Annotated in this window: 10 protein-coding genes and 2 rRNA genes; 9 read left to right on the forward strand and 3 right to left on the reverse strand. The window is 54.6% G+C overall.

The genetic code is table 11. The features are described from left to right. Nucleotides 1-50: 50 nt before the first annotated feature. The gene (smrA, locus tag K325_RS0116850) at nucleotides 51-632 is read right to left on the reverse strand and encodes a DNA endonuclease SmrA (RefSeq protein WP_029655430.1); all 582 of its coding nucleotides are present in this window, start codon (nucleotides 630-632) and stop codon (nucleotides 51-53) included. Nucleotides 633-814: 182 nt separating this feature from the next. On the opposite strand from smrA, the gene K325_RS0116855 reads away from it, so the two are divergent. The 9 genes from K325_RS0116855 (at nucleotide 815) to K325_RS0116895 (ending at nucleotide 13106) form a co-directional block, all read left to right on the forward strand. Beyond that, nucleotides 815-2731: a putative nucleotidyltransferase substrate binding domain-containing protein gene (locus K325_RS0116855; RefSeq protein WP_029655431.1), complete on the forward strand. Its 1917-nt coding sequence runs from the start codon at nucleotides 815-817 to the stop codon at nucleotides 2729-2731. Between the two features lie 15 nt (nucleotides 2732-2746). Next, nucleotides 2747-3454 (forward strand): 3'-5' exonuclease, encoded by a 708-nt coding sequence (locus tag K325_RS0116860; protein ID WP_029655432.1) that lies wholly within the window; start codon nucleotides 2747-2749, stop codon nucleotides 3452-3454. Between the two features lie 211 nt (nucleotides 3455-3665). Then, the gene (locus K325_RS0116865; protein WP_029655433.1) at nucleotides 3666-3929 is read left to right on the forward strand and encodes a DUF4212 domain-containing protein; all 264 of its coding nucleotides are present in this window, start codon (nucleotides 3666-3668) and stop codon (nucleotides 3927-3929) included. 6 nt (nucleotides 3930-3935) lie between these two features. Further along, the gene (locus K325_RS0116870) at nucleotides 3936-5732 is read left to right on the forward strand and encodes a sodium:solute symporter family protein (RefSeq protein WP_029655434.1); all 1797 of its coding nucleotides are present in this window, start codon (nucleotides 3936-3938) and stop codon (nucleotides 5730-5732) included. A 101-nt stretch (nucleotides 5733-5833) separates the two neighbouring features. After that, nucleotides 5834-6340 (forward strand): hypothetical protein, encoded by a 507-nt coding sequence (locus K325_RS0116875; protein ID WP_029655435.1) that lies wholly within the window; start codon nucleotides 5834-5836, stop codon nucleotides 6338-6340. A 28-nt stretch (nucleotides 6341-6368) separates the two neighbouring features. Next, nucleotides 6369-9887, forward strand: a complete 3519-nt coding sequence (locus K325_RS0116880) for a PAS domain-containing hybrid sensor histidine kinase/response regulator (RefSeq protein ID WP_029655436.1) — start codon at nucleotides 6369-6371, stop codon at nucleotides 9885-9887. Further along, on the forward strand, nucleotides 9884-11524 hold the full coding sequence (locus K325_RS0116885) for a tetratricopeptide repeat-containing response regulator (RefSeq protein ID WP_029655437.1): 1641 nt from the start codon (nucleotides 9884-9886) through the stop codon (nucleotides 11522-11524). Before K325_RS0116880 ends, K325_RS0116885 begins: the two co-directional genes overlap by 4 nt. Beyond that, nucleotides 11521-12201 carry a sensor histidine kinase gene (locus K325_RS0116890; RefSeq protein ID WP_029655438.1) on the forward strand — a complete coding sequence of 227 codons (681 nt, stop codon included), beginning with the start codon at nucleotides 11521-11523 and terminating at the stop codon, nucleotides 12199-12201. Before K325_RS0116885 ends, K325_RS0116890 begins: the two co-directional genes overlap by 4 nt. Nucleotides 12202-12350: 149 nt before the next feature. Continuing rightward, nucleotides 12351-13106 carry a response regulator gene (locus tag K325_RS0116895; RefSeq protein WP_029655439.1) on the forward strand — a complete coding sequence of 252 codons (756 nt, stop codon included), beginning with the start codon at nucleotides 12351-12353 and terminating at the stop codon, nucleotides 13104-13106. 82 nt (nucleotides 13107-13188) lie between these two features. On the opposite strand, the gene rrf is transcribed toward K325_RS0116895, so the two are convergent. Together rrf and K325_RS0116905 are read right to left on the reverse strand one after the other, a co-directional pair. After that, nucleotides 13189-13303, reverse strand: a 5S ribosomal RNA gene (gene rrf / locus K325_RS0116900). Nucleotides 13304-13383: 80 nt separating this feature from the next. After that, nucleotides 13384-13502 (reverse strand): 23S ribosomal RNA (locus tag K325_RS0116905); the annotation flags it as partial.

The following is a 13502-nucleotide window of genomic DNA, read 5'->3' on the forward strand; positions in this document are numbered from 1 at the left end:
GACATTCTCCCGGTTTTCACATCCCTGATTTGGTACGCGCCAGTGCTCCGTCATCTGGCTCCATGAATCTCACGATTATGCTGCTTTTCCCGATCATTTTTCCTGACCATTACGTAAACCGCGCCGGTGCCGCCGTGATGTTTCCGGGCCGAATGGAAGGCCAGTACGGGCTCCAGCTCTGGCAACCATTTCGCCAGATAGCTCTTCAACTGGGCAATACCATCAGGGTTTCGCTCCCCTTTACCATGCAGGATAACAACGGAACGCAAACCGTAATGCACACAGTCATTGATGAAGCCAAACACTTCTCTCCGGGCTTCTTCCACCGTCATCCGATGCAGATCAAGCCTGGCCTCAATCGGATACTGGCCGAGGCGCAGTTTACGAAATACCCCGTGCTGAACACCCGGCCGTTGCCAGCTCAGAATATCGTGTGACGTCAGCGGCTCTACCATATCCGAGGTTAATGGGTTCAGGTCACGGACAGGTTTTTCCACCGCCGCCCGCTGACGCTCCAGATGTCCTGGCGTCAACTCTTTCGGTACCGACACCTCTGCCCGGTTCGGCTTTCGAATTCGCTTTACGTCCTTCATTTCTTCAAGGAAGGCCAGGCGCTCATCTTTACTGGTCATGACACGTACAGATTCCGGATTGACGAATATCAGAACTCTATCACCGGACCGGTCTACCATAAAGAAAGCCCTGCGACGAAAATCGTAGAGCGCCTCTGGCTTCTGCTGAACTACACTACCAGCGGAAGAATAATAACGAACGAGCAGCCCCTTGCTTGGGGCCCAGGCATACGGATTGCGATATGGCCGCAGCAAACGAGGACGCAACGCGCCCCCAGAACACCCGTGCAATTATGTCATTCCTGAGGGAACATGCACCGTTCTCCAGCATGGACGACACACATCTGGCCCATTTTGCCGAACACGCAACGCTACGTTTCTACGCAGACGGGGACGAAGTGCTCTCACCCAATGACGGCGTGGTGAAACGGTTTTTTGTCGTCAAACAGGGGCGAATACGGGGCGAACGCCACAATGAGAAAGAAGACCGGGCAGAGACCACCTTCGAGATCAGTCAGGGTGAATGCTTCCCCCTTGCGGCGTTGATTGGTGAACGCCCCACACGAACCATACACCGGGCTGCCGGCGACACGTTCTGCCTGAGCATCGAACAGAAGGCTTTCATTACCCTGTTTTCGGAGAGCGAGCCCTATCGCGATTTTTGCCTGCGGGGGGTGAGCAGCCTGCTGGATCAGGTTAACCAGCGCATCCAGTCCAGGGCCATGGCCTCCATCGGCTCCAGCAACAGTCTGGACACGCCGCTTGAGCGCTATGCGTTGCGAAACCCGATTGTCTGCACGCCGGATCTTCCTGTACGCAAAGCCATTGCCCGAATGCACGAAAACAACGTAGGCAGTATTGTCATCACAGACGACCAGCGCCATCCGACCGGCATTTTCACACTCCGGGATTTACGCACTCTGGTGGCACAAGACAAAAGCTCCCTGGAAACACCTATCCGCCTGGTCATGACAACCAACCCCTGTCGGCTGCCATCTTCTGCCCACGCCTTTGAGGCAGCCATGCTGATGGCGGAGCACCATTTTGCCCATTTGTGTGTAGTTGATGATGAGGGGCGCCTAATCGGCATGGTCTCCGAACGGGATCTGTTCTCACTGCAACGGGTCGATCTGGTCAATCTGGCCAGAACCATTGGTACTGCAACTCATTTGCGAACTCTGGTTAGCCTGCGCAGCGATGTGTCACGCCTGGTGGATGCGATGCTCGCCCACGGCGCAGATTCCGGCCAGGTGGTCAAGATTATTACCACGCTCAACGACGTTACCGTTCGCCGGGTACTGGAGCTCAACCTGCAAAAACATGACCCGGGCATTCCCTTCACCTGGCTCACATTTGGCAGTGAAGGTCGCCAGGAGCAGACCCTCCTGACGGACCAGGACAACGGCATACTCTTTGAAACACCGGAGGGCATGACCGAAGACCAGGTTCGGGAAAAACTGCTACCGTTTGCCCGCAAGGTCAACGACGAGCTTGCCGAGTGCGGCTTCACCCTTTGCAAAGGCAACATCATGGCCAGTAACCCAAAACTGTGCCTGAGCCACCAGGAATGGGACGACTGGTTTGTGCGTTTTATCGATGCGTCCACCCCTCAAAACCTGGTTTATTCCTCCATATTCCTCGATATGCGCGCAGTTTTTGGGTCAATGGAGCCCCTGCACCACTTGCAGGAAAGCGTCCTTCAACGAATCCAGAAGAACGCCCTGTTCCAGAAAATGCTGGCTGGCAATGCCCTCCAGCGCAAGCCGCCGCTCACCATGTTCAGGAACTTCCGTTACCTGAATGACGAGAAAAAACATTCTCTGGACCTGAAGCGCCAAGGGCTGGCACCGTTCGTCGAATCAATCCGTGTGTTAGCCCTGGCCCACGGCATAGAAGCAGCCAACACTCTGGAACGTATCGATGCCCTGGCCAGGAAAGACGTGTTCGACGCAAAAGACGCCAACGCCTGGAAAGAAGCCTACAGCCTGATACAGGCTATCCGGATGCGGGCACACCAGGAAATGCTCGATAAAGGGGAAGAGCTCACCAACTACATTGATCCGGACGACCTGAACCCGCTGGACCGCCGCATACTCCGCGAGTCTTTCCGCCAGGCCCAACGACTTCAGCAGAAGCTCGAAGTTACATACCAACTATAGGCCCGCCAAATCATTATGCTGGAATACATCCGACAATGGCTGACCCAGAGGCGCGGCAACCGCATTGGTGAACATGACACCGACAACCTGCCCACCCCAAAATCTGCCAGCGACCAGCTACTGTCGCGTGCCAGAGTAATTGTACTCGACCTTGAAACAACCGGCCTGAATCCGGCGAAGGACGAGGTGATCGCCATCGGAGCCGTAGCGATTGAAGGCGGCGCCATCCACCTGAAGGACCAGTTTGATCTCATCCTCCGCCGCCCCGAACTGGATATCCGGGAAACGGTTCTCATCCACGGCATCGGCCCCGAAGCTCTCACTCAGGGCCACGAAACCGAAGACGCCCTTCTGCACTTGCTGGAATGGATGAATGGCGACCCGATTCTCGCCTATCACTCCGCGTTTGATCAGAAGTTTCTGGAAAAAACCCTGAAAAAACAGCTCGGCTACACACTGCCTCACCTCTGGATGGACGTTGCAGAGTTAATGCCAGCCTTCTTTCCAAAAGCACCATTGAAGGGAAAAGGCCTGGATGACTGGGCCGATTTCTTCGGCCTTGAAGTCAGTGAACGACATCACGCGGCCGCCGATGCCCTCGTGACAGCAGAACTGACGTTGATTGCCATGAATAAAGCCAGAAAACAGAACGTAAAAACCGTGAAAGACCTGACGGAAAAGCTGCATTACCAACGCCGCTTACAGAGCATGCACCGCTACTAGCCCTCCCCCTTCCGCACCGGATCTCTTTGACCAAATGCGAGGCAAGTCACTGAGAGTTAGACCATTTGCCAATATCCATAAATCTGTTGACAGGTAAAGTCAGAGGGGACAACTAGTCGGAGAAGTACCTATATGAATAATAAATTCTCTATCCGCGACACCTCGTCAAAAAAATACTCAATCTCCACAAAAACAATACAGGAGTGATTGTATGTCAGGTCATAGCTACGATGCTGAAAACTACTGGAAAGCAAACCTACGCCTGATTCTCGGCAGCCTGGTTATCTGGGCGCTGGTATCTTACGGCTTTGCGATTCTGTTGCGCCCGATGCTTGCAGGTATTGCCGTTGGCGGCACCGACCTCGGCTTCTGGTTCGCCCAGCAGGGTTCGATCCTCACGTTTATTGCGCTTATTTTTCATTACTCATGGCGCATGAACAAAATCGACGAAAAATTCGGCGTACACGAGGAGTAAGACCACATGGACCAGTTTTACATTAACCTGATTTTCGTCGGTGCATCTTTCCTTATCTATATTGGTATCGCAGTCTGGGCGAAAGCCGGAAGCACCAGTGATTTCTACGTTGCCGGTGGCGGCGTTCACCCAATCACCAACGGCGCCGCCATTGGTGCAGACTGGATGTCTGCGGCATCCTTTATCTCCATGGCGGGCCTGATCGCCGCCGGCGGCTACTCCAACTCTACCTTCCTGATGGGTTGGACAGGCGGCTACGTGCTGCTGGCGATGCTACTCGCACCTTACCTGCGTAAGTTCGGCAAGTTTACCGTTCCCCAGTTTATCGGTGACCGCTACTACAGCGAGAACGCCCGACTGGTTGCGGTTATCTGTCTGATCGTCGCTTCAGTAACCTATGTTATCGGCCAGATGGCCGGTGCCGGCGTGGCCTTCTCCCGCTTCCTGGAAGTAGACTCCACCATGGGCCTGATCATCGCTGCGGTCGTAGTCTTTGTGTACGCGGTTCTCGGCGGCATGAAAGGCATCACCTACACCCAGGTTGCTCAATACTGCGTCCTGATCGTGGCCTACACGATCCCAGCGGTATTCATATCCCTGCACCTGACCGGCAACCCGATTCCCGGCCTTGGCATGTTCTCTACTCACACTGAATCCGGTGTCCCCCTGCTGGCTAAGCTGAACCAGGTGATCACCGATCTCGGCTTCAATGAATACACCGCCGATGTGGACAACAAACTGAACATGGTGCTGTTCACCCTATCTCTGATGATCGGTACTGCGGGCCTGCCCCACGTTATCATCCGCTTCTTCACCGTTCCGAAGGTGGCTGACGCTCGCTGGTCCGGCGGCTGGGCACTGGTGTTCATCGCCCTGCTGTACCTCACAGCTCCAGCCGTTGCCTCTATGGCACGCCTCAACATCATGACCACCCTGTACCCGGAAGGAACTGCCGCACAGCCCATCGAATGGGCCGAAATCGAAAACGAGCTTGATGAAGACGGCAACCGCCACTGGATCAAGGAATGGGAAATCACCGGTCTGATTTCATTTGAAGACAAGAACGGTGATGGTCGTGTTCAGTACTACAATGACAAGAACCCCGAGTTTGCAGCTGAAGCAGAAGCCCGTGGCTGGAAAGGCAGCGAGTTCTCCTACAACCGGGATATTCTGGTACTGGCTAACCCTGAAATCGCCAACCTGCCCGGCTGGGTTATCGGCCTGATTGCCGCCGGCGGTCTGGCAGCTGCGCTGTCAACGGCAGCGGGGCTGTTGCTGGCGATCTCCTCCGCAATCAGTCATGACCTTATCAAGAGCAGGATCAATCCGGAGATCTCCGACAAAGGTGAGCTGTTAGCGGCCAGGATATCCATGGCCGTCGCCATCGTGGTGGCAACCTACCTGGGGGCCAACCCGCCAGGCTTTGCGGCGCAAGTGGTGGCACTGGCCTTCGGTATTGCCGCGGCTTCCCTGTTCCCGGCTCTGATGATGGGCATCTTCTCCAAGCGGGTGAACAATGTGGGTGCCACACTGGGCATGCTGTCTGGCCTTATCTTCACCTTGGTCTATATCTTTATATACAAGGGCTGGTTCTTCATTCCGGGAACCAACAACCTGCCAGACACCCCGGAAAACTGGATATTGGGAATCTCTCCCCTGTCTATCGGTGCGGTTGGTGCTCTGGTTAACTTTGCGGTAGCCTTCATGGTCTCTAAAGCGACTGCAGAGCCGCCCGTTGAAATTCAGGAACTGGTCGAGAGCGTCCGCTACCCTCGTGGTGCCGGTTCTGCCCACGATCATTAACCTGAAACACAACTCTGGCCATTGCCTGCCGATGGCCGGTTGATTCCTGAACGGGCTTCCTCAACAGAGGGAGCCCGTTCTTGTTTTAAGGATTCGGAAATATGTTCTGGACATTTATTGCAACTGTGTTTTGTGGTCTGGGTGCGGCCGGTATCGCTTTGGCAATTCGTACCGCCACCGCCAAAAGGGCCCCACGCTGGATCATTCCGGTGTTTGCCGGGCTCGGCATGCTGGCCTACCTGATCCATGGTGAATATACCTGGTACGACCATAAACGTTCACTGTTGCCAGAAGAAGCGGTCGTGGTGAACGAGGAACAGCAAGGGTTATTTTTCCGCCCCTGGACCTTTGTATTTCCGTATGTCACCGCGTTTTCTACGGTGGATCTGAAGAGTGTAGAAACAGACACAGCCGACCCGGATATTGTCCGCTTTACTCTTTACCGATTTGATCAGACCGTGACCGATGCGGTCTCACACCGGATTCACCTGATTCATTGCGGAAAGCGTGAACTGGTTCCCCTGACGTCTGATGGCTCCCCCGCCATCGATAATATGAAGGTATTGTCAGCCAGTGATCCGCTGTACGAAATCGTTTGTGATGCCTGAACAGCCAAGAAGGGATAGCTAGACCACCATGATCAGCCCCTGGTTGCTTGTACCCATTTCCATCGCTTATATCTCGCTTCTGTTCCTTATTGCATGGGCAGGGGACCGGCATCCGGGGTTATATCGCAAGCGGTTCGCCCGAACGCACATCTACGGTTTATCGCTGGCAGTTTACTTTACCTCCTGGACGTTCTACGGCGCCGTTGGCCGGGCAACGCAGGAAGGCCTGGCATTTCTTCCAATTTACCTTGGCCCACTTCTGGGGTTCCTGTTCTTCGCTCCCCTTCTTCGGCGCATCATCTACATCAGTAAACGCAATAACAGTACGTCGATTGCCGACTTTATCGCGTCGCGCTATGGAAAATCCCAGGTACTTGCCGCCATGGTGGCCGTTTTTGCCCTCATAGGCAGCGTGCCCTATATCGCGCTTCAGCTTAAAGCCATCGCTCTGGGCTTCAACGTACTCACTGGCAGCGGCGAGAGCTACCAGGAGCTGAGCACCGCCGCCTGGAGTGATTCAGCCTGGTATATCACGCTTGCGCTGGCAGTGTTCACGGTACTTTTTGGCACTCGTCACCTGGAATCCACAGAGCACCATCGAGGCATGATCCAGGCAGTAGCCTTCGAGTCGCTCATCAAGCTCATTGCCTTCGTTGCAGTGGGTCTGTTTGTTGGTTATGGCCTCTATGAAGGCTTTGGCGATCTGTTCTCCCGTGTTCAGGAGGCCAACCTCATGGGCGTACTCACCACCGACGGCCTGGAAACACCTGCTTTCCTCACCCAGACTCTGGTGGCTATGCTTGCCATTATCTGCCTGCCCAGACAGTTTCACGTTATGGTGGTGGAAAACACCGATCACCGTGATTTCGAGACTGCCCGCTGGGCCATGCCAATCTATCTGGTCATTGCCAGCGCCTTTGTGATCCCCATTGCAGCCGCTGGATTACTCAGCACCAATCTTGGCGCTAGTGATCCAGACATCGTGATTCTGCAGTTGCCTATCATGGCGGGAGAACACTGGCTTTCTGTACTGGCCTTCCTCGGAGGCGGCTCGGCCGCCGCAGCCATGGTCATCGTCTGCTCAGTCGCCATTGCCACAATGGTCAGCAACGAAATCATTATGCCGGGCCTGCTTCGCTTTTTCCGCCCCGGAATGAACCGACAGGCTGACCTCAGTTTTCTGTTGCTGACCATTCGGCGAGTCGCCATTTTTGTTGTCCTGCTGACCGCCTATGGTTTTTACCGTATGGCTGGTGAAGACTACAGCCTGACCGCATTTGGCCTTCTTTCCTTTGCTGCTGCGGCCCAGTTTGGCCCGGCCCTGGTAGGCGGTATCCTCTGGCGACAGGGCAACTTTACCGGAGCAGCCTGGGGCCTTGGCCTTGGTTTTCTGGTGTGGTGCTACACCTTGCTGCTCCCCGCACTTGTTTCCACCGGGTGGGTCAGCGACACCCTGATTGAACACGGCCTGTTCGGATGGAACTGGACCCGCCCTACCGCTTTGTTCGGGTCTGAACTGGACCAGATCAGCCATGGCATTCTCTGGAGCCTCGGCGTCAACACATCCGTTTACATCCTGCTGTCTCTGTTCACCCGACAGAGAATTCGCGAGAAGATCCAGATCGCAGCTTTCTTCCATGATGCACAGCCCAAAGCAGAAAATGCCCAACACCAGAGCTGGCAGGGAGAGATCCTGACATCCGACCTTCAGGCCCTCACTGATCGATTCATGGGCGAGGAACGCTCCGAGAGCATTCTCAGAAATTACGAACGGCGCAACGCCATCCGGCTTTACCCGCAGCGCCCGGCATCTACCCATCTGATGAAGTACATTGAACGCCAGCTCGCATCAGTGATTGGGGCGTCCACGGCACGGGTGGTTCTGGAATCCACCCTCACCGGCCGGGACATGCAGATCGAAGATGTGGTCAGTATCGTTGATGAAGCATCCCAGGCCATGACCTTCAGCCGGGAGTTGCTTCAGTCCGCGATCGAGAACATCAGCCTTGGCGTTTCGGTAGTCAACCACCAACAGCAATTGGTGGTCTGGAACCACCGATACCTTGAACTGTTCAATTACCCAAAAGGGTTTGTTCGGGTAGGCAGACCGGTTGAAGATCTGATGCGTTATAACCTGACGAACGCCAACCTGTCCGCCCGCCGTATTGATGAGATAGTGGAAAACCGGTGCAACAGCATGCGCGAAGGCAAGCCCATGTCCTACGAGCGCCAGCGACCTGATGGCACCGTGGTTCGCATTGACGGCAGTCCAATCCCCGGCGGCGGATACGTTACCACCTTTCAGGACATCACCGCGATGCGCCGGACCGAGCAAGCGCTGAAGGAAACCAACATCTATCTGGAGCAACGGGTCAGGGAGCGCACCCAGGAACTGCAGGTCATCAACGAGCAGATGCTGAAGGCCAAATCTGTGGCGGAGCAGGCCAACCAGAGTAAGACCCGGTTTCTGGCCTCGGCAAGCCACGATCTCCTGCAGCCCCTTAACGCCGCAAGACTCTTTACGTCAGCGCTCTCCGGGAAGGTCAACGAAGGAGAAACCCGGGATCTGGTCGAACATATCGACAGCTCTCTGGGCGCCGCGGAAGAAATCATCAGCACATTACTGGATATTTCCAAGCTGGATGCCGGTGCTCTGGAACCGGATATCGGAGCCTTTCCCGTCAACGACCTGCTTCGACATCTGGCCACAGAGTTCTCCGCCATTGCCAAGGACCAGGAGCTCGAACTTCATGTCGTTCCCAGCACAGCCTGGGTAAGATCCGACGCAAAACTGCTACGCCGGGTGGTTCAGAATTTTCTGTCCAATGCCATCCGCTATACCGTGAGTGGCAAGATCCTGATGGGATGCCGCAGGTTAAAAGGCTACCTCCGCATTGAAGTCTGGGATACCGGCCCGGGCATGTCCGATGACCAGCTCTCCCACATTTTTGAAGAGTTCCGGCGTTTTCAGCATGGTCGTGACAAAAAGGGACTTGGGCTGGGGCTTGCTATTGTTGACCGCATCAGCGGCATGCTGAACCATCCGGTTACCGTGCATTCCATTCAGGGTAAAGGCAGCGTCTTTGGTATTACCGTTCCTCTGGCTCCGGCCGATCAGAGTCGTCAGGATACCCAGAAGGCCAACAGCAACTCTCGACGGGTCTCAAGTCTCGGCGGTCTCCACGTGCTCTGTATTGATAACGATGCGGCCATTCTGCAAGGCATGGTGGCTCTTCTCGGCAACTGGCAGTGCGACGTCACCGCAGCGGAAAGCCTGAATGATGCCCTGAGCAAACTGGACGGGCACAGGCCGGATATTATACTTGCAGACTACCAGCTGGATGATAACCGAAACGGTCTGGATGCCATGGACAGCATCCGTGAACACCTTGGCAACGACATTCCGGGCATCCTGATTACCGGCTATATGGCACCGGAAGTTCGTGATGACGCGGGCAACCGGGGTTATCAGATTCTCTACAAGCCGGTAAAACCTGCGGCCCTGAGAGCGCTCGTCAATAAACTACTTAAACAGAAACGGCCATGAATTCCCCCGAACCCAGAGACCCGGTAAATCCCTTTGGCAAGCTGACGTTTCTTGTTGTCGATGATTTTGAGAATTTTCGTCTGTCCATGAGGCAAATGCTTCGCAGCTGCGGCGCAGACCGGATTGAGCTCGTCGCTCACGCTACACCGGCTATTCAATACTGTACCTATAACCACGTGGATGTCGTTCTGTGCGACTACAACCTTGGCGAGGGTAAAAACGGCCAGCACATTCTCGAGGAGCTACGGCACCGGAAACTCCTTAAACGCTCATCGCTGTTCCTGATGGTCACAGCGGAAACCTCAAAGGAAATGGTTATGGGAGCGAGAGAGTATCAACCTGACGCATACCTGACCAAGCCAATAAACCGTGCGATGCTTGAACAGCGACTCGGTAGCCTGATCAAACAGCGGAATGCGCTGCATCCCATTACTCGTCAGATTGACCGGGAAAATTACCCGGAGGCCATCAGCCTGTGCCTGCACGCCCTGACCAGGCAACCACGATACAAAACCTGGCTAATGAAAACCCTCGGGGAACTCTATTTCATGGTCGGTGACCTCGCACACGCCCAAAAAATCTACGATGACGTACTGCATCAGAGAGAACTCTCCTGGGCCAGACTCGGCAGCTGCAAGATCCTTCTGGCCAACCGCCACTTTGATCAGGCCGTCCAAGGGCTAGAGGCTTTAATTGTAAGACACCCAGATTACATGGAGGCCTATGACCTGCTGGCTGAAGGTCTGGAAAACCAGGGTCGGTCAGTTCAGGCTCAGCAGATTCTTCAAAAAGCCGCTGTACACTCTCCAAACGCCCTGCTCCGCCAGAAACACCTTGCAGAACTCGCCGGCACAAACCAGGACATTGAAACCGCCTCAGACGCCTGGCGACAGACCATTGCGCTGGGCACTCATTCCATTCATGACAGTGCAGAGCATTATCTGTCTCTCGCTCAAAGCCTGTCAGACCTGAGCGAAGGCGCCGGTGAGGAAACTGCGACGGAGTACTCAACCGAAGCATTTTCGGTTCTGAACAGGATGGAGAAACGATTTTCCGAAGACCCGGTCATTGGGCTCAAGAGCGGTATTGTTCAATGCCGTTTATTTGTGGCCCAGGGTCATCACCGGGAAGCCGAAGGTGTTCTGAGCACGGTCAGTTCCGAGTTGGAAGACCTTGAAAACATCCCAGCCGATCTGAGCCTGGACTTTGCCAAGACACTGTTCCGGATGGAAAAATCCGACAAGGCAAAACATCTTCTCGCAGAGTTGGCCGCTCGTCATGAGAATGATCCAGACGTTCTGCAGAAAATTGAAAACCTGCTGGATGAACCCGTTGGTTTCCGACAGAAAATTGAGGCTCGCGGGTTGAACCGGGACGGCATCAAGGCCTTCGAGGCCGGAGATCTGGATGCCGCCGTGGAGGCTTTCAACAGCGCCCTTGAGATTGTTCCCGACCACGCAGCCCTGAATCTGAACCTGGTTCAGGTGCTGATGAAGCAATACGACCTGACCAGAGCCTCCGTGTTGCTGGAAACCTGCCGACAGCGACTCCATCGCCTCTCAAGTCTGCCCGTGCAACACCGCCAGCATCGGCGATACCTAGCGCTCACCCGGAAATTGAAAGGACTGGCCGCATGACCGATCAGAACATCGATTTTTCCATGGTGCTGGCCTCAGCCGTGCACGATATGAAGAACTCTCTTGGCATGTTGCTCAACAGTCTTGAAGAACTGCGAGGAGAGTACAACCAAACACTCGCGGGCTCCGAAAAGTTCAACATGCTGCAGTACGAAGCTGAACGCATGCACAACGACCTGGTTCAATTACTGGGAATCTACCGTCTTGGTGAGAACAATCTGTCTGCCCACATCGACGAACATTTTGTGCCTGACTTTCTGGAAGAGCACCTCGCCAGACATATTCCACTCTTGCAGAGCCTGGGTATTGAGTACTCCATAGCTGCCGAAGACATCAGCGGTTTCTTTGATGAAGATTTGCTGACCGGCGTTCTGAATAACACCATAAACAATGCCATTCGTTACACCAGATCAAAGATTTGCCTGACCGCCCGCCAGGAAGAAGGATACCTAGTACTCGGCGTTGAAGATGATGGACAAGGATATCCTGACAATATGCAGCACACGGGACAGCTCAGTTTCAAATCATTGGACTTCAAGAGCGGGAGCACCAGCCTGGGCCTGTTTTTTGCCTCGTCTGTGGCGAAACTCCATACAGAGAGCGATCGAAGTGGCGTAATTCGTCTTCACAACGGTGGTAGTCTGGGTGGGGGCGTGTTCGAAATCTGGCTGCCTTAAAACGAAATTGACGCAGAGGTCTCAAAAATAACACCCGGCCCGTCAATCCGCTGTATATTCTCTGAACGGGGCTTATAGTGCCCCTCAGGTTATTCCATTGACCGTCCATTAAGACGAGATGCAGGAAATTTTTGCAAGGAGGAGCTTTCATGCCGCGTGGGCACGCTTTGATTATCGAAGATTCATCAACCGCCCGAATACTCCTGTCCAGGCTACTTGAGCGCGCTGACATTTCCACGACAGGCGTGGCAACAGCTGAGCAGGCTTTTCCGTTACTCCAGCAAGAGCACTTCGATCTCATCTTTCTGGACCATCTTCTCCCAGGCATGGATGGTTTCGCCGCTCTGGAGAGGCTCAAACAGGACCCTGGCACCCGGGACATTCCCGTTTTTATGTACACGTCCCAGAATGCAGAGCGCTACGTTCAGGAAGCCAGAAACCTCGGGGCCGCTGGCGTCATCCGGAAACAGGTTGACCGGGATCAGCTGATGCGAACGCTGGATATCATTCTTTCAAACGTCCCAGACCAGGAGCAAAGCGACGCTATCCGTGTCGCCGTCGAGGAAGGAGGTATTCAAGCAGCGAATAGCCCAGAACAGAGTTCACGAGGCATCACCGGTCGCCTTTCGACACTGGAGATTGCTTATGAAGAGCTTGAGGAAGAAGCCCGGGAATTACGCAGCACCTTGGCCGAGATACAGCTGAAGCAAAGCCAGCAGGCCGACCGATACAGAAACCGGTTACGCTGGGTCGCCGGCCTGACCTTCACAACCTTTGTGGTTGTGATCTGGGGTCTTTCCTCACAAGGCAGCCTCCTGAACGAACACATTGCCCGCGCCGATGAGCAGATCGGGCTGTTGCACAGCATCGTAGGCGGTGTCATTGAATTGATTGGCCGCCAATGAGGCGAAGCATTTCGCCTCGGCATTTTCAGGCACCAATAAAAAAGCCCCGGCATCTATGATGCTGGGGCTTTCAGTATAAGGCGCCTGACGATGACCTACTCTCACATGGGCAACGCCACACTACCATCGGCGCAGATCTGTTTCACTTCTGAGTTCGGGATGGGATCAGGTGGTTCCAGACCGCTATGGTCGTCAGGCAAAACGGTTGATCACTGGGGGACGAGAAAGAACGTGATGTTGATTTCATTGCATTATCCGCAATTGTCTTGGGTGTTATATAGTCAAGCCGCACGAGCAATTAGTACCGGTTAGCTCAACGCCTCACAGCGCTTACACACCCGGCCTATCAACGTCCTGGTCTTGAACGGCTCTTCAGGAGGCTCGAGGCCTCGGGGA

This window comes from Marinobacter daepoensis DSM 16072 (assembly GCF_000421165.1).
GTDB lineage: Bacteria > Pseudomonadota > Gammaproteobacteria > Pseudomonadales > Oleiphilaceae > Marinobacter > Marinobacter daepoensis.

What these genes read in the sequence shown, in the direction of transcription:
- smrA (WP_029655430.1), bottom strand. Translation starts at nt 632, where the DNA reads ATGACCAGTAAAGATGAGCGCCTGGCCTTCCTTGAAGAAATGAAGGAC.
- K325_RS0116855 (WP_029655431.1), top strand. Translation starts at nt 815, where the DNA reads ATGGCCGCAGCAAACGAGGACGCAACGCGCCCCCAGAACACCCGTGCA.
- K325_RS0116860 (WP_029655432.1), top strand. Translation starts at nt 2,747, where the DNA reads ATGCTGGAATACATCCGACAATGGCTGACCCAGAGGCGCGGCAACCGC.
- K325_RS0116865 (WP_029655433.1), top strand. Translation starts at nt 3,666, where the DNA reads ATGTCAGGTCATAGCTACGATGCTGAAAACTACTGGAAAGCAAACCTA.
- K325_RS0116870 (WP_029655434.1), top strand. Translation starts at nt 3,936, where the DNA reads ATGGACCAGTTTTACATTAACCTGATTTTCGTCGGTGCATCTTTCCTT.
- K325_RS0116875 (WP_029655435.1), top strand. Translation starts at nt 5,834, where the DNA reads ATGTTCTGGACATTTATTGCAACTGTGTTTTGTGGTCTGGGTGCGGCC.
- K325_RS0116880 (WP_029655436.1), top strand. Translation starts at nt 6,369, where the DNA reads ATGATCAGCCCCTGGTTGCTTGTACCCATTTCCATCGCTTATATCTCG.
- K325_RS0116885 (WP_029655437.1), top strand. Translation starts at nt 9,884, where the DNA reads ATGAATTCCCCCGAACCCAGAGACCCGGTAAATCCCTTTGGCAAGCTG.
- K325_RS0116890 (WP_029655438.1), top strand. Translation starts at nt 11,521, where the DNA reads ATGACCGATCAGAACATCGATTTTTCCATGGTGCTGGCCTCAGCCGTG.
- K325_RS0116895 (WP_029655439.1), top strand. Translation starts at nt 12,351, where the DNA reads ATGCCGCGTGGGCACGCTTTGATTATCGAAGATTCATCAACCGCCCGA.